This window comes from Pseudomonas sp. W17 (assembly GCF_040268305.1).
GTDB classification, from domain to species: Bacteria; Pseudomonadota; Gammaproteobacteria; order Pseudomonadales; family Pseudomonadaceae; genus Aquipseudomonas; species Aquipseudomonas protegens.
This window is the reverse complement of record NZ_CP158490.1, coordinates 5,039,250-5,058,839: the sequence shown is the minus strand read 5'-3', so window position 1 is coordinate 5,058,839 and position 19,590 is coordinate 5,039,250. Positions and strand designations below refer to the sequence as shown.

Below are 19,590 nucleotides of genomic sequence, written 5' to 3'. Positions count from 1 at the left end.
CCGGGCGTTTTCATTCAAGGACCGGAACCATGGCAGAACAGCTTTACTGGCGCGACATCGAAGATTCCCTGGGCAACTGGAGTGGCCTCGGTGTCGAGGTCGAACCGGGCCCCACGAACAGACCGCCGTTGTACCTGCGCACCGGCGCGAATGCCCGGATCAAGCTGATGCACCACGACACGCCACTGTTCTGGGCCACCTTCGCCTGGGATCACGGCGGCGTCTGGCTGGTGCGCAACCCGCTGGCGGAAGGCGCCGAATGCCGAATGCTGGCCCCCATCGACTCACCCACAGTCCAACAGTACGCAGCCCTGGCGCCTGAGCTACGGATCAAGGCCTGGAGCCGCTATTTCGTCAGCCGCCTCAGCGAAAGCGCTCGGCACTTCCTCACCCCCGGTTTCTGGCTGGCCCAGAGCCTGCTGCCGGAGCCCTCCAGCACCGCGAACGGCCTGGACCACTGGCGCTTCACCTCGGTGATCGATCCTTTGACCCACGTGCCCAGCTGGCACCTGTACGGCGAGGATTTTCTCGACAACCTGCAACCCCAGACCCTGGAGTGGATCGACTGGTGGCACGGCGGCGGCAAGCTCATTGGCCTGCACCGGGTCGATCCCCAAGCCGGGCGCTTGAAATGGTGGCGCAAGAAGGCCCGGGAAGGCAGCCTGCCGCCGATTCTGCTGTGGTACGTCGGCGGGCTGGCCTCCTATGTGGTCATCGATGGGCATTACCGCTTGCAGGCGGCCATTGCGGAAAACCTCGCGCCATCATTCATCGTCCTCAGCGCCACCCGCGAGCGCGACTTCACGCCGAGCCTGGAGCATCAGCAGCGGGTCATGGATTCACTGCGCAAGCGCGGCGACGCGGTGCCGCGCAACCCGGCGCTGAGCACCGAGCACCTCAACCGGGTGCTGATCCAGGCGTTCGATGACCGGCCGCAATACCGCAGCGCTACCCCGGCCTGGGCCGGCAACGAGCCGGAATCGCAGTGGTGCGACGAGGTGCGCCAGTGCCTGGGCGGGCAAGGGTTGGCAGACGAAGTAGACGCGGTCATTGGCCGCCATGGGTAAAGCGCTGGCCGCCTTCGCTGGCAAGCCAGCTCCTACAGGCGAATGCGCCCTCCAGCCCTCTGCTATAGTCGCGCCTGCCCGCCGCAGGGCCGGTCATTGATCAAGGATTATGGACAATCGTGGAACAGATTTTCTGGCGTGACATCGAGGATTTGGCCGGCCAGTGGAACGGCCTCGGCGTGGACGTCAAACGCCCGGCCAGTGGCAAGCCCAACCTGTGCCTGCTCAGTGGCGACAACCGCCGCATGCAGCTGGTGCTGGGGGACCAGACCCTGCTCTGGGGCACCATGTCGCACTGCCGCTATGGCGTGTGGCTGGTGCGCAATGACCTGCCGGAGCAACTGCCGCAAACCCTGGTGGGCCCCATCGACTCGCCTCAGGTTGAACAACAGGCGCGCCTCGACCCGGCCCTGCGCCTCAAGGCCTGGAGCCGCTTCTTCGTCGAGCAACTGATGCAGCACCAGCCGGACTTCTTCTACCCCGGCTCCTGGCTGGTGCGGGCCTTGCGCCCGGCGTCCCAGAAACCCATGCGGCCGCTGCTCAGCGGCACCGAAGCCTGGTACTTCAAGGGCGGTGAAGATGCCCAGAGCCATATGCCGCAGTGGGCGATCTACGGCCGCAACATCCTCGACAATCAGCAGCCCGGCTCGGCGCGCTGGGTCGAGTTGTACGAGGGCGGCGGGGCGGTGGTCGGCCTGCATGCCGTGGACCCCCATTCCGGGCGCTTGAAATGGTGGCGCAAAAAAGCCCGCGAAGGCAGCTTGCCGCCGATCCTGCTGTGGTATGTCAGCGGCCTGAACTGCCACCTGATTCTCGATGGTCATTACCGCCTGCAGGCGGCCATCGATGAAAACCTGCCACCGGAGTTCCTGGTGCTCAGCACGCCGCGGCTCTACCACTATCGCCCCAACCCGCAAGAGCAGCAGAAAGTGCTGGGGGCGCTGCAAGTGCAGGTCCAGCGCAACAACCTGGACACCAGGCGCTTCAACCAGTTGCTGATCAGCACCTTCGATGATCGGCCATATCACGGCTTCGGCAGCCAGTCCTGGGCGGGGATTGCCTCGGAGCAGGAGTGGATCGATCAGGTCAGCGGCATTCTCAAGGAGCGCGGTGACCTGAGCGACCTGGAGGAAATCCTCGAACGCGAGGCGCCGGAAGAGTACCGCTGAGGCCCAGCCCTAAGGCGTACACGCCCTCTGTAGGAGCTGGCTTGCCAGCGAAGAGGCCGCAAGCCATCCGCCAGCCTGAAGGACGCCTTCGCCGGCAAGCCGGCTCCTACGGGTGTAGATACGTGTGATGGGTGGGGATACGTGTTGTAGGAGCTGGCTTGCCAGCGAAGAGGCCCACAAGCCATGCGCCAAACTGACGGACGCCTTCGCCGGCAAGCCGGTTGAAAGGTCGCTGGGATGGCGTTTAGTCGCTTTCTTTTGTAAGGCATTTCCGAGAAACTGCGGGCCGCTTGAATGCGTCGGGTGGGCGGGCTAGGGTTCCGGAGCCATCGCCCAATCGATGGCTCGGATGTGCAAGTCCGACCGTTACCAGACGCATAAGCGCTCAGTCATGCCTGAGCGATTTCATGTTCGCCGTGTTATGGCGGCCGTGCGCGGGAGATCTTCGGATCTGCCGGGGTTCTGGTAACTCGGTCTTGCACACCCGCGTACGGCTGCCACCTTATTCGTGTGCAAGCGAACGGTGTCAGCTCCTTGTCATTACCAGGAGTTTGACCATGAAAAAGCTCGTCCCCGATCCCCCCACGTCCTATCGCGATCCCGCCCTCAAGGCCGCCAACGCCACCCTGCGCGTGGCCCTGGCCCGGCAACCGCTGGACTCCGCGCTGTTCCAGCTCACGACCCAAGCCAAACCCGTTTCCCCCGACTCGCTGTTCAGCGTGCGCGAAGGCGTTAGCGCCGAAGAGGCCTTGGTGCACGTGGCGTTGTTGCTCAAATGCGCCGAAGAGGTCTGCGATGAAATCACCCAGCAGGGCAGCGGCCTGGAGCGCGGGCTGATCTGGTCCATGGTGCATTCGGTGGAGATGGCCCGCGCGGTGGTGGAGGCCTTGCTCGACGGCCAGCGCGGGGCCTGAATCCGGGCATCTCCTGATACGTTTTTGTCGCCCCGGTCCGATTGACTGAGCCTGGTTCACGGCACAGTCTGTCGGACCTTTTTCGTCATTCCCTATAGGAGCTAGCCGATGCCTTTCGCCACCCTCGATGGACAACCGTTGCACTACCTTGACCAGGGCCAGGGGCCGGTGGTGTTCCTGGCCGGCAGTTATTTGTGGGACACGAGCATGTGGGCGCCGCAGATCGAGGCGTTGTCGGCACAGTACCGGGTGATTGCCGTGGACCTGTGGGGCCATGGCCAGTCCGGGCCGTTGCCGGCAGGCACCGCGTCGCTGGACGATGTGGCACGGCAGATGTTGGCCTTGCTCGATCATTTGCAGATCGAACGGGTGACCCTGGTGGGCTTGTCGGTGGGCGGCATGTGGGGCGCGCGTCTGGCCCTGGCGGCGCCGCAGCGCATCGACGGGCTGGTGCTGATGGACACTTACCTGGGCGCCGAGCCTGAGCCGACCCGGCAGTATTACTTTTCCCTGTTCCAGCAGATCGAGGACAGCGGCCTGATCGCCGAAGCGCTGCTGGATATCGTGGTGCCGATCTTCTTCCGTCCGGGTATCGATCGGCAGTCGGCGCTGTTCCAGGATTTTCGCGCCAACCTCGCGGCGCTGCCGGCCGAGCGCCTGCGCCAGAGCGTGATTCCCATGGGGCGCATTACCTTCAGCCGGGCGGATGTGCTGGATCAGTTGGCGCATTTGGATGCGCGCAACACCTTGCTGCTGTGCGGCGACCAGGACCAGCCGCGGCCGCCGGCGGAAACCATCGAGATGGCCGAACGCATCGGCTGCCCTTACCAGCTGGTTCCCGAGGCCGGGCATATTTCCAGCTTGGAGAACCCGGAATTCGTGACCCGGGCCTTGTTGGCGTTTTTACAGCGCAATGGTTGAAGCGCGATTTTTCCGTCGTAGGAGCTGGCTTGCCAGCGAAGGGGCCCGCAAGCCAGGCGCCCGTCGCAAGGACGCCTTCGTCGGCAAGCCGGCTCCTACAGGGGCGGGGATTTATTTCGGGCCGAGGATCTGGGTCAGCTTGCCCGGGGCCGGGGCGCCCTGCTGCTGTTGCAGCTCACCCTTGTCGTCGAGGTAGAAGATCGCCGGGGTCGCCGACAGCTCTAGCTCTTCCATCAGTTTCATGTTGGCGTCGAGCTTGGCCTGCACCGCTGCGGGAATGCTGGCCAGCGGCTTGAGGGCGCTGCCCTTGCCGGCCTTTTCGTGATCCTGCAGGGCCTGCTGCGGGTCCTTGGCGGCCAGCAGGGCGGCGGATTTGCCCGGGCTGTCTTCGCGGATGATGCCCACCATGATATGCCGCAACTGCACTTTGCCAGCCTTGACCCAGGGCCGCGCCTGTTCCCAGAACATGTTGCAGTAGGGGCAGTTGGGGTCGCTGAACAGGTAGACGATGCGTGGTGCATCGGCCTTGCCGTCGGCGATCCAGTTGCTCTTTTCCAGGTTGCCCCAGACTTCCTTGGCCATGGGCGCGTAGACCAGTTTCTGCAAGGGTTCGGCGCTCAGGTCCTTGCCGTCGGCATCGTAGAGGTTGCCCAGCAGCACGTGCTTGCCGTCAGGGGTGAGGTACAGGGTCATGCCGCGGTTCTGGTACTGCGCGGCGTAGCCCTTGAGGCCGTCCGGGGCGTCGAAGCTGCCGATGATCTTGGCACCTTTTTCTTCGATCTTGCGGATCGGTGCAGGCAGTTCCTCGGCCTGTAGCAGCGGAGCGTTGAGCAACGCCGCGCCCAAAGACAGGCTCAGCAAGTGGCGGATGAAGGGCATGGCAGTTTCCTTGAAGGGGCGACCGAGGTCGGGTGGGCGCCGTCGAAGTTTTCCAGGGCCCGGGCCAGGCTGGCTTCCGAGAGTTCCCCCAGGTGGCTGCCCAGCAGGCGGCCATCGGCGCTATAGAACAGCGTAGTCGGCAGGGCCATGGAGCCCACGGCCTTGCCCAGGCGGCCACTGCCGTCGAACAGCACGTTGTTCAGGTTCAGGTCCTGGGTGGCCAGGAAGGTGCTGACGCTTTGCATGCTTTCGGCCTGGTTGACGAACAGGAAGGTCAGGTCCGGGCGTTGCTGCTGGGCTCTTTCCAGCACCGGCATCTCCCGGCGGCACGGTGGGCACCAGGTGGCCCAGAGGTTGATCACCAGCGGGCCGCCCTGGTAGTCGGTGAGTTGCACGGTTTCGCCGGCGGCGTTGCGCAGGGCCACTTCCGGCAGGCGCGTGCCCTGGTCGTAGAGGGTCAGGGCCAGGGTGGCCAGCAGCCAGAAGGCCAGGCCGCTGGCCACTCCGGCACCCAATGGGCGGCGCAGCGCCGGGCGTTTCCAGCCCCAGGCCAGGGCCGCCAGGAGCATGAGGATGACCCCGGGCCACGCCAGGAAGCCGCCGTCGCGCAGGTCGATGATCATCCACAGGTCGTGGCGGTAGTGCTTCCAGTAGGCGATGACGAAGCTGATCCGCGCCGCCAGCATGCCCAGCAGGAACAGCGAAAACAGCACCGACTCAGGGTTGTCACCGCCGCGCTTGGCCACGCGCCAGCCCACCAGGGTGGCCAGGGCCAGGGCACTGATCAGCAGCAGGTGGTTGAGGGCGATGGCAAAGGTGCCGATGGTAAAGGTCAGCATCAACGGGCTTCCCGGGTCTGGGTCCAGCGTTGCAGGAAGGTGCTGGCATCCACTTCGCCGGTGATGCGCTGGCTGCGGCGCTCGCTGCCGTCCGGGCCGATCCACAGCATGCTCGGTGGCCCCGGCACTTTGTAGCGGCTCAGGAGTTCGCGGCCGTCGGCGTTGTCCAGGGTCACGTCCAGGCGCAGCAGGCGCACGTCCTTCAGGGCATCCAGGACCTGGGGCTGGCCGAACACGGTTTTCTCCATGATCTTGCAGGACACGCACCAGTCGGCGTAGTAGTCCAACAGCACCCACTGGCCCTGGGCCTGAGCATTGTCCAGGGCGCTTTGCAGCTCGGCCGGGGACTTCACGGTGGTAAAGGCATCATGGGCAGTGACGCTGCTGGCCACACCGCCACCGCTGTAGACCTTCAGTGGCCGCCACAGCTCGTCGCTGCCACCGGCGGCGCCCACCAGCAGCATGCTGCCCCAGACCCCGAACAGTACCGAGCTGGCACCGAAGGCGTGCACCAGCCGCCCGGCGATGGCCCGCTGTTGCCAGGCGCAGTAGGCGAGTACCAGGGCCAGGGCGCCCCACAAACCTATCCACAGGCTGGCGCCCAGTACCGGGCGCAGCATGTAGATGGCGGTGCCCAGGAACAGGAAGCCGAACACGCCCTTGAGCAGGTTCATCCACGGCCCCGGCTTGGGCAGGAAGCGGTTGCCCACGGTCACCAGCAACAGCAGGGGCAGGCCGATGCCCAGGCCCAGGGCGAACAGCGCCAGGCCGCCAAACAGGGCATTGCCGGTCTGGGCGATGTACAGCAGGCCACCGGCCAGGGGCGCGGTCATGCACGGGCCCACCAGCAGCGCAGACAGCGCGCCGAGAGCGCCACAGCCGATCAGGCTACCGCCCTGGCGCTGGCGACTGGCACCTTCCAGGCGGTCGCGCAGGACTGCGGGCATCTGCAATTCAAAGAAACCGAACATCGGCAGCGACAGCAGCACGAACAGGGCGGCGAAACTGCCCAGCACCCAGGGTTGTTGCAGCCAGGCCTGCAGGTTGCTGCCCAGCAGGGCGGCGATCACCCCCATGCCGGCATACACCAGGGCCATGCACAGCACGTAGCTTGAGGCCAGGGCCAAACCGCGGCGCGGGCTGGCGCCGCTGCCGACGACCATGCCGGCGAGAATCGGCAACATCGGCAGTGAGCAAGGGGCGAAGGCCAGCAGCAGGCCGAAGCCGAAGAAGGCCAGCAGGCCCAGGCCCCAGGATTTCTGTTGCAGCTCATTGGCCAGCAACTGGTCCTGGGCCGAGCCGTTGCTGGTTGTCGCAGAGTTGGCGGCAGCGACTGTGGGCGCACCGCCCAGGTCCACTTCCAGGGTTTGCGGCGGGTAGCACAGGCCGGCGTCGGCACAGCCCTGCCAGCCCAGCTTGACCTTGCCGCTGGCGGCGGCCGGCAGCTTCACTTCCAGGCCCTGGCGATACACCGTCTGCTGGCCGAAGAATTCGTCGCTGTGGTCTTCACCGGCCGGCAGGGTGGGTTGCAGCTCTGGCGCCACGCCGTCGAACTTCAGGCGCTTCTGATACAGGTAGTAGCCGTCGGCGATCTGCCAGAACAGCTGGGTTTCCCCCGAAGGCAGGCGCTCGGAGGTGAAGACGAAGGCCTTGCCCACCGGCAGGAAGTCGGGCTTGACCTCGAACGGGTTGTTGCCGGCGTGCGCCAGTGTGGTGAAGAGCATGAACAACAGGAGAAACAATCGACGCATGGCCAAGCCTTAAACCGGTGCAAGTTGCGAGCACAATGGCCGGTCCTGATTAACCGATGATTAACCATACTTGGCTTGTGGCCAGGAAACGGCGGGCATAATGTCCGCTTAATCCGCAGCCCGCTTAATCAACGCCTTTGTACAGGACCGACCATGCACGTACTTGTCTGTGAAGATGATGAGCTGATTGCCAGCGGGATAGTCGCCGGCCTCACGGCCCAGGGCCTGACGGTCGAGCATGTGGCCACCGCTTCGGCAGCGCGGGCCATGCTCGGCGTGGCCGATTTCGACGTGATGGTACTGGATCTTGGCCTGCCGGATGAAGACGGTTTGAAGCTGCTCAAGCAGCAGCGCCAGCAGGGCCTGGAGATTCCGGTGCTGATCCTCACCGCCCGCGACTCGGTGACCGACCGGGTCGATGGCTTGCAGGCCGGTGCCGACGATTACCTGCTCAAGCCCTTCGACCTGCGGGAACTGGCGGCGCGCCTGCACACCCTGTTGCGCCGGGTGGCGGGTCGCAGCGTCAACCTCATTGAACACGGACGCCTGACCTACGACCCCAGCACCCGGGAAACCCTGCTCGGCGGCCAGCCGGTGGACTTGTCCCGGCGCGAGCAATCGCTGCTCCAGGCGCTGTTGCACAACCGCGGCCGGGTGCTCTCCAGCGAGCAGCTCAAGGACAGCGTCTATGGCTTCAACGATGAGCTGGAGAGCAACGCGCTGAATGTGCACATCCACCACCTGCGACGCAAACTCGGCAACGGTATCGTCGAAACCGTGCGTGGCCTGGGCTATCGCCTGGGCCCGGCGGATGGCGAGGAGAATCCGTAAGTGAGGAGCCTGCGCCTGCGCCTGAGCATGACCCTCGGCGCTGCCTTCATTCTGATCTGGGCCCTGGCCGCGGCCTGGATGCTCAGTGATCTGCGCAATCAGATGATGTTCTCCCTGGACCAGCGCCTGGTGGCCTCGGCGCGCATGGTGGCCGGCCTGCTGGAACAGATGCCGACGCTGCCGTCCCACGCCCCGGGCAATCAGATCAATAGTGCGGCCCTGACCATTCCCGGGGGCATGGCCTGCCAGGTCAGTTCCTTGCGTGGGCAGATCCTGGCCCGCAGCCACAGCACTCCGGAGCACCCGCTGGAAGCCGAGAAACTGGGCTTTCACGACCAGATGATCGACGGCGCGCCCTGGCGCACCTTCACCCTGGTGCGCGGCGACATGCGCATCACCACCGCGGATCGCCAGGTCGAGCGCGAAGCCCTGAACATGTCGGTGCTGCTGGCGGCTTCGGTGCCGGTGGGCGTGGCCTTGCTCGGCTGCCTGTGGCTGCTGTGGCTGGGCATCGGCCAGAGCCTGGCACCACTGAACCGGATCCGCGACGCCCTGATGCGCCGCAGCGCCGATTCCCTGGAGCCGCTGCAGATCCAGCCCATGCCCAGTGAGCTGCGGCCGTTGCTGGAAACCCAGAACCAGCTGTTCCAGCGCATCGCCAAGACCATCGAACGCGAGCGCCGGCTGACCGGTGACGCAGCCCACGAGCTGCGCAGCCCGTTGACCGCAATCAAGACTCACCTGCAAGTCGCGCGCATGACCGAAGGTGCGGCCCGTGACCAGTCCCTGGCCCGAGCCGAAGAAGGCGCCGACCGCATGCACCGGACCCTGGAGCAACTGCTGTTGCTGGCCCGGGTCGAGGGCAGCCTGTCGTTCGATGACGGTGTGCACTGCAACGCCGAGCAGGTGGCGCGCCTGGCGATCCAGGATGCTGCCGTGGGCGCCCGCGCCCGGGTCAAGGTGCACCTGGGGGACAACGCTGCCGAGGCCCCGGTGGAAATGCCCTCGACCTTGGCCATTGCCGCTTTGCGCAACCTGCTGGACAACGCCCTGCGGCATACGCCGCAAGAGTGCCCGGTGGAGTTGAATCTGGAGATTGTCGCCGGTCGCCTGCGCTTCCAGGTGCGTGACCATGGCTCGGGCATCCCCGCAGAAAACCTGCAGCACCTGACGCAGCGCTTCTGGCGTGACAGCCAGAGCAGCGGTTGCGGCCTGGGCCTGGCGATTGTCCAGGCCATTGTCCAGCGTTGCGGTTGCGAGCTGCACTTCGACAGCCGCCCCGACGGCCTGCGCGTCGAACTGACCCTGCCTGCCCACCGCGCCTGACCCATCACCGTCCACTGTAGGAGCCGGCTTGCCAGCGGAGAGGCCCTTTAGACCGCCTTCGCCAGCAAGCTGGCTCCTACGGGGCGGCATGTGCAATTTCCTCGCCTTGGGGTGTAAATCCCCGCCGCGCTGAAGCGTTTTTAGAACAGGAAAACCTGTCAGTGCGCGCCCGCGCTTGGGCTGCGCATCCGGCCGGTGGCCGTTTTGCTCAAATTGCAGCGTGAGGGTTCGAGACATGTCAGCCGTTACCAGCCTGATGGAAGATTCGCCGGTGGGCCTTGGCGCCGCCCCGCAAGAGACGCTTTACCAGTTCGACGAGTCGCCCCTGCTGGCCCGCCAGAGCCGCCAGGAATCCAATGCCCGCAGCTATCCGCGACGCATTCCCCTGGCCCTGAAGCGGGCCAGCGGCATTCACGTCGAAGACGTCGAGGGCCGGCGTTTCATCGATTGCCTGGCCGGTGCCGGGACTTTGGCCCTGGGCCACAATCACCCGGTGGTGATCGCCGCGATCCAGCAGGTGCTGGCCGATGAATTGCCGCTGTTGACCCTGGACCTGACCACCCCGGTCAAGGACCAGTTCGTCCAGGACCTGTTCGGCCTGTTGCCCGAGGCCCTGGCTGGCGAGGCCAGGATCCAGTTCTGCGGCCCCACCGGCACCGATGCAGTGGAAGCCGCGCTGAAGCTTACGCGCACCGCTACCGGGCGCAGCACCGTGCTGTCGTTCCAGGGCGGTTACCACGGCATGAGCCAGGGTGCGCTGAGCCTGATGGGCAGCCTGGGGCCCAAGCGCGCCCTGGCCGGGCTGCTGAACAACGGCGTGCAGTTCCTGCCGTTCCCCTATGACTACCGCTGCCCGTTCGGGCTGGGGGGCGCCGAAGGGGTCAAGGTCAACCTGCATTACCTGGAAAACCTGCTCACCGATCCGGAAGCCGGGGTGGCCCTGCCAGCGGCAGTGATTGTCGAGGCGGTGCAGGGCGAGGGCGGGGTGATCCCGGCCGACCTGGAATGGCTGCAAGGTGTGCGCCGCATCACCGAGAAGGCCGGGGTGGCATTGATCGTCGATGAAATCCAGAGCGGCTTCGGTCGCACCGGCAAGATGTTCGCCTTTGAGCACGCGGGGATCATTCCCGATGTGGTGGTGATGTCCAAGGCCATCGGCGGCAGCCTGCCGCTGGCGGTGATGGTCTATCGCGACTGGCTCGACACCTGGCAGCCGGGTGCCCACGCCGGCACCTTCCGCGGCAATCAGATGGCCATGGCCACCGGTTCCGCGGTGATGCGCTACCTCAAGGAACACCGGGTGCCCGAGCACGCGGCGGCCATGGGCGAGCGCTTGCGCGAGCACCTGCTGATCCTGCAGCGCGACTTCCCGCAACTGGGGGATATCCGTGGTCGTGGCCTGATGCTCGGGGTAGAGCTGGTGGACCCGGCCGGCGTGCCGGATGCCCAGGGCCATCCACCCCAGCATGCGCGCCTGGCACCGCTGGTGCAGCGCGAATGCCTCAAGCGCGGGCTGATCCTGGAGCTGGGCGGGCGCCACGGCGCCGTGGTGCGTTTCCTGCCGCCGCTGGTAATCACCGCAGCGCAGATCGACCAGGTGGCCCAGATCTTCAGCAAAGCCGTAGCGGCGGCAGTGGCCAGCCTCTAATTTTTTGCCCCGCCGTTTCGTTCCTTCTACACAACCGCCGTGCGCTGAGCGCGGCGAACCTTATCAGTGATGGAGACAAGCAATGACTTCAGTATTCGACCGTGAGGACATCCTGTTCCAGGTGGTGGTCAACCATGAAGAGCAATACTCGATCTGGCCCGACTACAAGGCCGTGCCCCAGGGCTGGCGCACTGTGGGCAAGAGCGGTTTCAAGAAGGACTGCCTGGCCTACATCGAAGAAGTCTGGACCGACATGCGCCCCCTGAGCCTGCGCCAGAAGATGGACCAGCAGGCCGTAGCCGGCTGACCTGTAGCCGCTGCCGAGCCTGCGAGGCTGCGCAAAGGGCCGCAGGACCTTCAGCGATCTCAAGAGCAGCGCCTCCTGCGGAGCCGTTCGCAGCCTGCGGCAGCGGCTACGAAGATCCCGGATCAAGATTGTTCTGTAGCCGCTGCTGAGCCGTGGCGAAGCTGCGCAAAGGGCCGCAGGACCTTCAGCGATCTCAAAAGCAGCGCCTCCTGCGGAGCCGTTCGCAGCCTGCGGCAGCGGCTACGAAGATCCCGGATCAAGATTGTTCTGTAGCCGCTGCTGAGCCATGGCGAAGCTGCGCAAAGGGCCGCAGGACCTTCAGCGATCTCACGAGCAGCGCCTCCTACGGAGCCGTTCGCAGCCTGCGGCAGCGGCTACAGAGGCGGTGCCTTCTTGAGCTTGGCGGTTTTTCATGCCGGGCGATCAGCCCCCGCGTTTGACGGCCTGCAAGGTGTAGCTCAGTGGCAGGCGCCATGGCGCTTCCTTGAGTCGCCATTCGCCGCGTTCATCCACCACCATCTGCCCGGGCAGGGCTTCCCAGGGGATGCTCTGGTGCTCCACCAGTCCCGTGATGTCCAGGCCCTGGGCCAGCAAGGCGCTGATGATCTCTCCCAGGCCGTGGTTCCATTCGTGGGTCATGGTGGCCTTGAGGGGGCTGTCGGTTTCCACGTAGGTGTTTTCGTCGTCCCAGACCAGAGGCTCGCGGGTTTCGAAGTAGGGCAGTTCCACCCGCAATGAGTCGTGGTGATCTTCGTTGATGGCCCAGAGCATCGGGTGGCCTTCGCGGATGAACAGCCGGCCACCGGGCTTGAGCAGGGCGCCGACGGTCTGCGCCCAGCGCTCGATGCTCGGCAGCCAGCACAGGGCACCGATGCCGGTGTAGACCAGATCGAAGTTGCCTTGGGGCAGTACCTCGGCGGCCAGGAACACGTCGGACTCGTGGTAGTCGATAGGCGTATTGCAGCGTCGGGCCAGGGTTCGGGCTTCCGCCAGGGACGCCGGGGAAAAATCCACGCCGCTCATCTGCGCGCCGAGGCGGGCCAGGGACAGGGTGTCGGTGCCGATATGGCATTGCAGATGCACCCCGCGCAGGCCTCGGATATTCCCCAGCAAGGGCCGGTCGAACTGCACCACGTCGGACAGATAGCCGGCTTCGTCGACAAAACGCTGCACCGCGTAGTCCGCCGAGGCGGCATGCAGGGGCGCGCGTTCGTCCCAGTTGGTCTTGTTGAGTTTTACGTAGTCGCTCATGGCGCGGGCTTCTTCTCTGGGCTTTTGGCGAAGCGCAGACTAGCACCGGGAAATGCGCGCGATCTTGAGGGAATATGTAAGCGGCCCCGGCCCCCTGACCCCGACTGTAGCCGCTGCTGAGCCATGGCGAAGCTGCGCCAAGGTCCGCAGGACCTTCAGCGATCTCAAGAGCAGCGTCTCCTGCACAGCCGTTCGCAGCCTGCGGCAGCGGCTACAGGCTCAGGGCCTGGGTGACTTTCTGCAGGTTGCCTTCCAGTTCGGCGAGCGGGTCGGCGCTGTCGGTTTCCAGCACCAGTAGCTGGCTGCCGCCGGCGCTGATGGCGGCTTTCAGTGCATCGGACGGCTGGCGGTGGTGCAGGACCAGGGCCACATCGTTGTCCTTGAGCCGGGCTTGCAGCTTTTTCAGGGCCTCGGGGGTCCATTCGTTGTCGGCCCGGGCGTCCACTTCCAGCAGTTCCAGGTTCAGGCCACTGACCAGGTACCCGAAGTGCTCGGAGAGGCTCAGCACGCTGAGGTTGTCGGCCTCGGCCAGGCGCGCTTCGCTGTCGGCGCTGAGTTTCAGCAGGCGCTGTTTGAGGCCCGCCAGGTTGCTTTCGATCTGCGGTTTGGCTTCGGGCGCCAGCCGCGCGAGGTCCGCCGCCAGCACGTCGGCCATGCGCCCCAGGTTGTTGCTGGACAGCCAGGGCTGGGCGTTGAGCCCGTCGCTCTTGCCCGGTTGCAGGGCCACCCCGGGCAGGGCGCCGTCCACCGGGCGTGCAGCGTCGATCTCGACGATGCGGATGTTGCTGCGCCGGGCGTTGGGGTACAGCGGGTCGTCCGGCCAGATCGAGCGCAGGCCGATCACTGCGTCGGCATTGAGCGCCAGCTTGGCCAGGGCCGGAGCGCCACGCCCGGTGAAATAGGCAGTCTGCCGCGAGCCCGGCAGGTTGGCCGGGGCGGCCCGTTCCAGCTTGATGTCGGTACCCTGCAGCAGGATCTGCCCCAGGCCGAAAGTTACCGGTAGGGAAGCCAGCACCGTCGGTGATTTGCTTGAGGTGGCGCTGTGCAGCGCGGTGTTGCCCATGCCGTGGTTGGCGACCACGCGCATCGGTTCGAAGTGGTCGCGCTCGGCCAGGGCCGGAGTACTGATCAGGCCGCCGAGGGCCAGGGCCAGGGTCAGGCGACGCAGTGACAGGTGAGGCAATGAACTGTGCATTTATCCGATATTCCCTTTCAGGCTGGGGACAGTGCCGCGAGCGATGGCGGCCAGGGCGAAGGCGACACCGGCCACCAGGATGATCGCGGCGCCGGAGGGCACCGGCAGGTCGAAGACGATCGGCAGCAGGATGCCGCACAGGGTGCTGACGGTGGCGATGCTCACCGAGATCCAGAAGAAGCCCTTGAGCGACTGGCTCAGCAGGCGTGCCGCGGCGGCCGGAATCACCAGCAGGGCGCCTACCAGGATGGCGCCGATGACTTTGACCGCGGCCACGGTGATCAGGGTCACCAGGATCACGAACAGGTAGTCCAGGGTCTTCACCGCTACGCCGCGTACCGCCGCCAGCTGCGGGTTGAAGCTGGCCAGCATGATGCGGTTGTACAACGGCAGGCTCAGGCCCAGCACCAGGGCGCCGACGATCAGCAGCACCAAGAGGTCGCTGCCGTTGACCGTGAGCACCGAGCCGAACAGCACGTTTTCCAGGATGTGCACGTTGATCTTGCCGGCGAGGATCAGCAGCAGGCTGGCGCCCAGGGCCAGGGACACCGAGAGGAACACGCCGATCAGGGTGTCCGGGGCCAGGCCGGTGCGGTTGCGCAGGTAGTTGAGGAGGATGCCGAACAGCAGGCAGTAGCCGAACAGGCTGCCGTAGGGGCCGGTGTAGGGCTCGCCCAGGAGAATGCCGATGGCCACCCCGGTGAGGGCAGCGTGGCCTACCGCTTCGGAGAAGAAGGCGAAGCGCTTGACCACCACCAGGGTGCCCAGGCCACCGAGCACCGGCCCGATCAGCAGGCCGGCCAGCAGGGCGTTGACCACGAACCCGTAGGCCAGGGCTTCGGGCAGGTAGCCGGCCGAAGCCCAGCCCTGGACCATCAGGCGAAAAGCTTCATAGGTCATCAGGCAGCACTCCCGGCGGTTCGTGGATGAGTGGAGAACAGGCTGAGCAGGCGCTCCGGGGTCAGGGTCTGCTGCGCCGGGCCGTCGAACAGCACCCGGCGATTGAGGCCGGTGACCCGGTCTGCCAGACGGCCCACGGCTTCCAGGTCGTGCTCGATCCACAGCAGGGTGATGCCGCTCTGGCGCCAATCGTGGAGCAGGCGTTCGAAGACCTGGATCCCGGCCTCGTCCAGGGCCGACATCGGTTCGTCCAGTACCAGCAGTTGCGGGGCCGGGATCAGACCCTGGGCCAGCAGCACGCGCTGGCGTTCACCGCCGGACAGAGCCCCCATGCGCCGTTTGCGCTTGTCTTGCATGCCGACCCGTTCCAGGGCCTCGCCTATGGCCTGGGCGTAATGTCGGCTGAGGCCGAGAAAGGCCGGGCGGCGCTGGCACATGGCAGCCATGAAATCGTCCACGGTCATCGGCAGGCCACGGTCGAACTCCAGGGCCTGGGGCACGTAGCCGAGGGTGCCGGGCGCATCCGGCCATTGCAGGCGCAATTGGCCCTGGTGCGGCATCTGCCCCAGCAGGGTCTTGATCAGCGAACTCTTGCCGCCGCCGTTGGGGCCCACCAGTGCGTGCACGCTGCCGGGCTGCACCTGGAAGGTCACGTGGTCGAGGATGGTGGTGTTGCCCAGGGTCAGGCTGACCTGATCGAACTCGATGGCCGGGCCCCGCAGCAGGGTCTCGATGGCGGTCATGCCCCGGCCTCCTGGATGGCCCGGACCACGGTGTCGAGGTTGCCCTTCATTTCCTTCTCGTATTTCTCGGCGCTGTAGTCGCCGTAGGAAATGTGCGACAGCGGGTAGAGCTTGACCCCGGATTCGCGCTGGATGGTCTCGACGTAGGTGGAGGGGAAGTCCATCTCCGAGAAGATCACCTTGACGTCCAGTTCCCGCAGTTGGTCGATGGTCTTTTTCAGCTGACTGGGGCTGGGCTCGATGCCGTGGGCCGGTTCCACCACCGCGGTGACTTGCAGGCCGAACTCGCGCAGCAGGTAGTCGTAGGCAGCATGCACCGTGGCCACCCGCAGGTCAGCATTGGGCGCCTGGGTCAGCTTGGCCAGGGCGTCGGCGCGCATCTGCCGCAGGCGCTTGCCGTAGGCGCGGGCGTTCTGGGTGTAGGTCTTGGCGTTGGCCGGGTCCATCTTGCCCAGCTCCCGGGCGATGTTGTTGACCTGGGCGATGGAGGCGCTGATGGAGAGGAAGGTGTGCGGATTGACCACTTTGCCGGCGCCTCGCGCGGCCACCCCGGTGGCGGCCAGCAGCGGCACGTTTTCGTTGGCTTCGATCACCGGGATGTCCGGGCGCTCGCTGGCGGCGATCATGCGGTCGGCGAAGTCATCGTGGCCCACGCCGTTGAGCACGATCACGTCCAGGGTGCCGATGCGCTTGATGTCCTCGGCCCGGGGTTCGTAGGCGTGGGGGTTGAAGCCGGCGGGAATCAGCGGCACCACCTCGGCCTTGTCACCGACGATATTGGCCACGTAGCTGTAGTAGGGGTGCAAGGTGATGCCGATGCGCAGGCGCTTGGCCGGGTCGGCGCTGGCCAGGGGGCTGAGCATCAGGGCCAGCAGACTGACCAGCAGCACCTGCAGAAAGGGGCGGCGTTGAGATGAAATAGGCATGGGCAAGCGGTCTTCTCTCGGGTGAATGCGAATGATCAGTGGCGATGCTGGCGGGTTACTCCGGCATCGAATTGCGCCACCACCTGTTGCCAGCCGGCGGCGGCCAGTGGTTCGTCGCCCAGGTCAGCGGGCAGGGCGGCAGAAGGGGCGCGGTTGAGCCAGATATCCACCTGGGTGTCATCTTCGGCGTCGATGCGCATCAGAAAGGAGCCGGCCACTTGCGGGTTCTGGCTCAGACCCAGGTAGGCCTGGTTCTGCACTGTCCAGATATGGCCACCGCGGCTCACCGAACTGGCGTCCTGGGCGAAGGGCGCGAAGCCTTCGCCGGCCAGCTCCTCGGGGGTCGGCAGGTCCTGGCTTTCGGCGCGCAGCAGGTGGATTTCGTCGAGGGTCACCCGCAGGTCGGCATAGATGCCCTGTTCGCCTGCGCTGAGGTCGCGGCGCGCGTCCAGCTGGTGGCTGGCGACACTGCCGGTCGCGGTTTCTTCGCCGCGCCACAGCACCACGGTGGCAGCCACACTCAGAATCAGTGCACACAGCAACAGTACATAGAGGGTTTCATGGCCGGCGCCGGCGGGGCGCACGACCTGGGTGGTGGCAGGAGTCATGGGGCCTCGATATCCGCTTGGTCGATCTCGACCACGTGGCCGGGGCCCGCATCGAAGAGTACGTAGAACTCGCTGGAAGGTTTCTTGAAGGTCAGGGTCGAGTCGGCCCCCAGCTTGCCCGGCACCAGGATGGTTTCGTCGTAGCCGATCACGTCCAGGGTCACCCCCGGGGCGCCGCTGCCATCGGAAAAACCACCGGTGCAGCGGATCTGCTCGGCGTCTATGGCCTTGCACTCGCACATCGGGTTGTGGGCCAGGGCGCTGTGGCTGAAGGCGCCGCCCAGCAGCAACAGGGCAACGGCGCCGAGGCGCCGGGTGGATACTGCGCAACTCATCGTTTGCCTCCTTGTTTTTCGAGCCAGGCCACGGTGGCCGGTGACGCCTGGCTCAGGGGAATGGATGCCTGGTGCATGCTGCCGTCCCAGCCTTCCATGGTGATCCACAGCTCGGAATCGGCCTTGGTCTTTTCCGGGATGGGCAGGCTGGCGCCCATACGGTACGGGCTGCCAAAGAAAATCACCCCGGCGGCCCGCAGGCTGCGGGGCTTGCCGATGCGCAGGTAGGTGGCCTTGACCGGCTCGATGCAGGCCTGGCACAGGGCGGCGTTGAAGCTTTTCAGGTAGCCGGCGGGGCCATCGCTGCGGGGAGCTTCGTTGCGCATCTCGGCCAGGCGCAGGCTCCAGGGGCCAACCTGGACTTCGCCGATTTCTCGTTCCCCCAGGCCGCTTTCACCCCGAAACAATGCGACGTCGGCGAAGTACTTGGGCATGAAGCCCAGGGGGATCAGCAACAGCAGGATGTTCAGGTGAAAGCGCCATTTGTGCCAAAGCCGGCTCAGCAACGAAGGCGCGGTTGCGCTGTGGGTCTGGCTCACGAGTGGCTCTCCGAAGTTTCGATGCTCATGGCCGGGGTGGGCGTCGGCACGGGTTTGCTGGCGGGACGCGCACGAGCGGCCTTCTCCTCACGCTTGAGGGCGTTGGCGGTGGCCAGGGCGGTACGCTTGGTCCAGATCAATAGGCCGCTGAGGACCATCATGCTCAGCACCAGGCCGAAGAAGAACCAGATCAGCTTGATCCAGAGGCCGCCAAAATCACCGGTGTGCAACGGGCGCATGGATTCGGTGACGAACTCCAGGGTGTTGCGGTCCGCCAGCAGGTGCGAGGTGTCCAGGGAGCCGGTATAGGGGTTGATGTTGGCCGTCTGGTACATCAGCGGATACCAGCCGCGGCCGCCGACATACAGGTGGCTGTAGGCGTTGCTCGGCAGGCTGACGAAGCTGATGTCGAAGCCGGGGATTTTCTGTGTGGCAATGCCGATGGCCTGGTCCAGGCCGATCATCGGCGCCGGGCTGCCATCGCCCGTGGTTGGCACTTGCTCGCGGGCGATCACCGGGACCACGGGTTCGCTGGAGATACTGATGTGGTTGTCCGAGAGAATCGCTTCGATCATGAACCAGGTGCCGGTGATGGAGATCACCGCGATGAACCAGATTGACCAGATACCGCTCAGGCGATGGAAATCACCCCAGAAGATCCGTGCACCGTGGCGCAGGCGCAGGGTCGGCTTGAGAAAGCCTTTCCAGAACTTCTTGTAGACCACCAGCCCGGTGATCAGCGACACCAGCATGGGCAGGCCCAGCAAGGACACCAGGTACCAGCCCCAGCTGTAGCCGTTGGTGAAGGGCACCAGCCACCAGCCGTGCAGGGCGCGGGTGAAGCCCTGGAAATCGAACTGCGGGCTAGTGCCCTGGATCACCCCGGTGTAGGGGTTGACGTAGAGCGTCGGCGAGCGGCCGTCCGGGTAGCTGACACTGACACTCAGGGCGAAGTGGCTTTCATCCGGGGTGACGATGGTGTCCACCCGGGTCTGGGGTTCGGCACGCTTGATGGCCTGGACGATCTGGTCGTAATTCAGCGGTTGTGCGTCATCGCTGGGCTTGCTGGCGCGCACGTCGGGGTTGGCCAGCCACACGATCTCCTGGCTGACCACCGCCAGGGTGCCGGTGACGCAGACAATCAGCACAAAGAACCAGATGGGCAGGGCCAGCCAGCTGTGCACCAGAAACCAGATTTTTGAACGGGACTTCTTCGACATTGAATGGGCGTCTTGATTCGAGGAATGGAGCGGCACTGGAACCCGGGACCGGGCCCGGGACAAAAAGCGCCGGGCATAGCCTGGGCCAACGCGGCCTGCTGCATCTAATTAAGACGAATGAGAATCGTAAATCCCGAAAGGCGATATGAAAGTAAATGTTACGAAGCTGCGAAACCCTCGTGAAAGCCGCTGCTTGACTGGTTTGGCCAATGCCCATGGCC

At 65.4% G+C, this 19,590-nt stretch carries 20 protein-coding genes; 8 read left to right on the top strand and 12 right to left on the bottom strand.

Annotated features, from left to right (window positions below; all coding sequences use genetic code 11):
- Positions 1-29 precede the first annotated feature (29 nt).
- From ABCR88_RS23085 to ABCR88_RS23070, 4 genes are all read left to right on the top strand, one after another.
- Positions 30-1,067: a ParB/Srx family N-terminal domain-containing protein gene (locus ABCR88_RS23085; RefSeq protein ID WP_325985076.1), complete on the top strand. Its 1,038-nt coding sequence runs from the start codon at positions 30-32 to the stop codon at positions 1,065-1,067.
- A gap of 119 nt (positions 1,068-1,186) precedes the next feature.
- A complete protein-coding gene (locus ABCR88_RS23080) occupies positions 1,187-2,236 on the top strand; it encodes a hypothetical protein (RefSeq protein WP_350403602.1) in 1,050 nt (349 codons plus the stop codon).
- 557 nt (positions 2,237-2,793) lie between these two features.
- The gene (locus ABCR88_RS23075; protein WP_337154004.1) at positions 2,794-3,150 is read left to right on the top strand and encodes a hypothetical protein; all 357 of its coding nucleotides are present in this window, start codon (positions 2,794-2,796) and stop codon (positions 3,148-3,150) included.
- Between the two features lie 108 nt (positions 3,151-3,258).
- Positions 3,259-4,071 (top strand): alpha/beta fold hydrolase, encoded by an 813-nt coding sequence (locus tag ABCR88_RS23070; protein WP_350403601.1) that lies wholly within the window; start codon positions 3,259-3,261, stop codon positions 4,069-4,071.
- A gap of 111 nt (positions 4,072-4,182) precedes the next feature.
- Here ABCR88_RS23070 and dsbG read toward each other — a convergent pair whose 3' ends face one another.
- Genes dsbG through dsbD form a run of 3 tightly spaced genes read right to left on the bottom strand, consistent with a single transcriptional unit; the run spans position 4,183 to position 7,540 of the window.
- On the bottom strand, positions 4,183-4,950 hold the full coding sequence (gene dsbG / locus ABCR88_RS23065; protein WP_011062459.1) for a thiol:disulfide interchange protein DsbG: 768 nt from the start codon (positions 4,948-4,950) through the stop codon (positions 4,183-4,185).
- The gene (locus tag ABCR88_RS23060; RefSeq protein ID WP_041119329.1) at positions 4,926-5,789 is read right to left on the bottom strand and encodes a TlpA disulfide reductase family protein; all 864 of its coding nucleotides are present in this window, start codon (positions 5,787-5,789) and stop codon (positions 4,926-4,928) included. Before ABCR88_RS23060 ends, dsbG begins: the two co-directional genes overlap by 25 nt.
- The gene (gene dsbD / locus ABCR88_RS23055) at positions 5,789-7,540 is read right to left on the bottom strand and encodes a protein-disulfide reductase DsbD (RefSeq protein ID WP_350403600.1); all 1,752 of its coding nucleotides are present in this window, start codon (positions 7,538-7,540) and stop codon (positions 5,789-5,791) included. The genes ABCR88_RS23060 and dsbD overlap by 1 nt, the downstream gene beginning before the upstream one ends.
- 153 nt (positions 7,541-7,693) lie before the next feature.
- Between dsbD and ABCR88_RS23050 the strand changes: the two genes are divergently transcribed.
- The 4 genes from ABCR88_RS23050 (at position 7,694) to ABCR88_RS23035 (ending at position 11,652) form a co-directional block, all read left to right on the top strand.
- On the top strand, positions 7,694-8,371 hold the full coding sequence (locus ABCR88_RS23050; protein ID WP_041119327.1) for a response regulator: 678 nt from the start codon (positions 7,694-7,696) through the stop codon (positions 8,369-8,371).
- The gene (locus ABCR88_RS23045; RefSeq protein ID WP_350403599.1) at positions 8,372-9,697 is read left to right on the top strand and encodes an ATP-binding protein; all 1,326 of its coding nucleotides are present in this window, start codon (positions 8,372-8,374) and stop codon (positions 9,695-9,697) included.
- Between the two features lie 235 nt (positions 9,698-9,932).
- Complete coding sequence (locus ABCR88_RS23040; protein ID WP_011062454.1) at positions 9,933-11,345, top strand: aspartate aminotransferase family protein; 1,413 nt, start codon at positions 9,933-9,935, stop codon at positions 11,343-11,345.
- A gap of 82 nt (positions 11,346-11,427) precedes the next feature.
- Positions 11,428-11,652: an MbtH family protein gene (locus ABCR88_RS23035; RefSeq protein WP_011062453.1), complete on the top strand. Its 225-nt coding sequence runs from the start codon at positions 11,428-11,430 to the stop codon at positions 11,650-11,652.
- 423 nt (positions 11,653-12,075) lie between these two features.
- On the opposite strand, the gene ABCR88_RS23030 is transcribed toward ABCR88_RS23035, so the two are convergent.
- From ABCR88_RS23030 to ABCR88_RS22990, 9 genes are all read right to left on the bottom strand, one after another.
- A complete protein-coding gene (locus tag ABCR88_RS23030) occupies positions 12,076-12,903 on the bottom strand; it encodes a class I SAM-dependent methyltransferase (protein WP_019092942.1) in 828 nt (275 codons plus the stop codon).
- Positions 12,904-13,114: 211 nt separating this feature from the next.
- Complete coding sequence (locus ABCR88_RS23025; RefSeq protein ID WP_011062451.1) at positions 13,115-14,098, bottom strand: zinc ABC transporter substrate-binding protein; 984 nt, start codon at positions 14,096-14,098, stop codon at positions 13,115-13,117.
- The gene (locus tag ABCR88_RS23020; protein ID WP_015636482.1) at positions 14,099-14,998 is read right to left on the bottom strand and encodes a metal ABC transporter permease; all 900 of its coding nucleotides are present in this window, start codon (positions 14,996-14,998) and stop codon (positions 14,099-14,101) included.
- On the bottom strand, positions 14,998-15,741 hold the full coding sequence (locus tag ABCR88_RS23015) for a metal ABC transporter ATP-binding protein (RefSeq protein ID WP_041119324.1): 744 nt from the start codon (positions 15,739-15,741) through the stop codon (positions 14,998-15,000). The genes ABCR88_RS23020 and ABCR88_RS23015 overlap by 1 nt, the downstream gene beginning before the upstream one ends.
- Positions 15,738-16,667: a metal ABC transporter substrate-binding protein gene (locus tag ABCR88_RS23010; RefSeq protein WP_041119323.1), complete on the bottom strand. Its 930-nt coding sequence runs from the start codon at positions 16,665-16,667 to the stop codon at positions 15,738-15,740. Before ABCR88_RS23010 ends, ABCR88_RS23015 begins: the two co-directional genes overlap by 4 nt.
- A 35-nt stretch (positions 16,668-16,702) precedes the next feature.
- Complete coding sequence (locus ABCR88_RS23005; protein ID WP_015636479.1) at positions 16,703-17,275, bottom strand: DUF6162 family protein; 573 nt, start codon at positions 17,273-17,275, stop codon at positions 16,703-16,705.
- Positions 17,272-17,610, bottom strand: a complete 339-nt coding sequence (locus ABCR88_RS23000) for a hypothetical protein (protein ID WP_041119322.1) — start codon at positions 17,608-17,610, stop codon at positions 17,272-17,274. The genes ABCR88_RS23005 and ABCR88_RS23000 overlap by 4 nt, the downstream gene beginning before the upstream one ends.
- Positions 17,607-18,149: a hypothetical protein gene (locus ABCR88_RS22995; protein ID WP_041119321.1), complete on the bottom strand. Its 543-nt coding sequence runs from the start codon at positions 18,147-18,149 to the stop codon at positions 17,607-17,609. Before ABCR88_RS22995 ends, ABCR88_RS23000 begins: the two co-directional genes overlap by 4 nt.
- On the bottom strand, positions 18,146-19,369 hold the full coding sequence (locus tag ABCR88_RS22990) for a PepSY domain-containing protein (protein ID WP_041119320.1): 1,224 nt from the start codon (positions 19,367-19,369) through the stop codon (positions 18,146-18,148). Before ABCR88_RS22990 ends, ABCR88_RS22995 begins: the two co-directional genes overlap by 4 nt.
- Positions 19,370-19,590 lie beyond the last annotated feature (221 nt).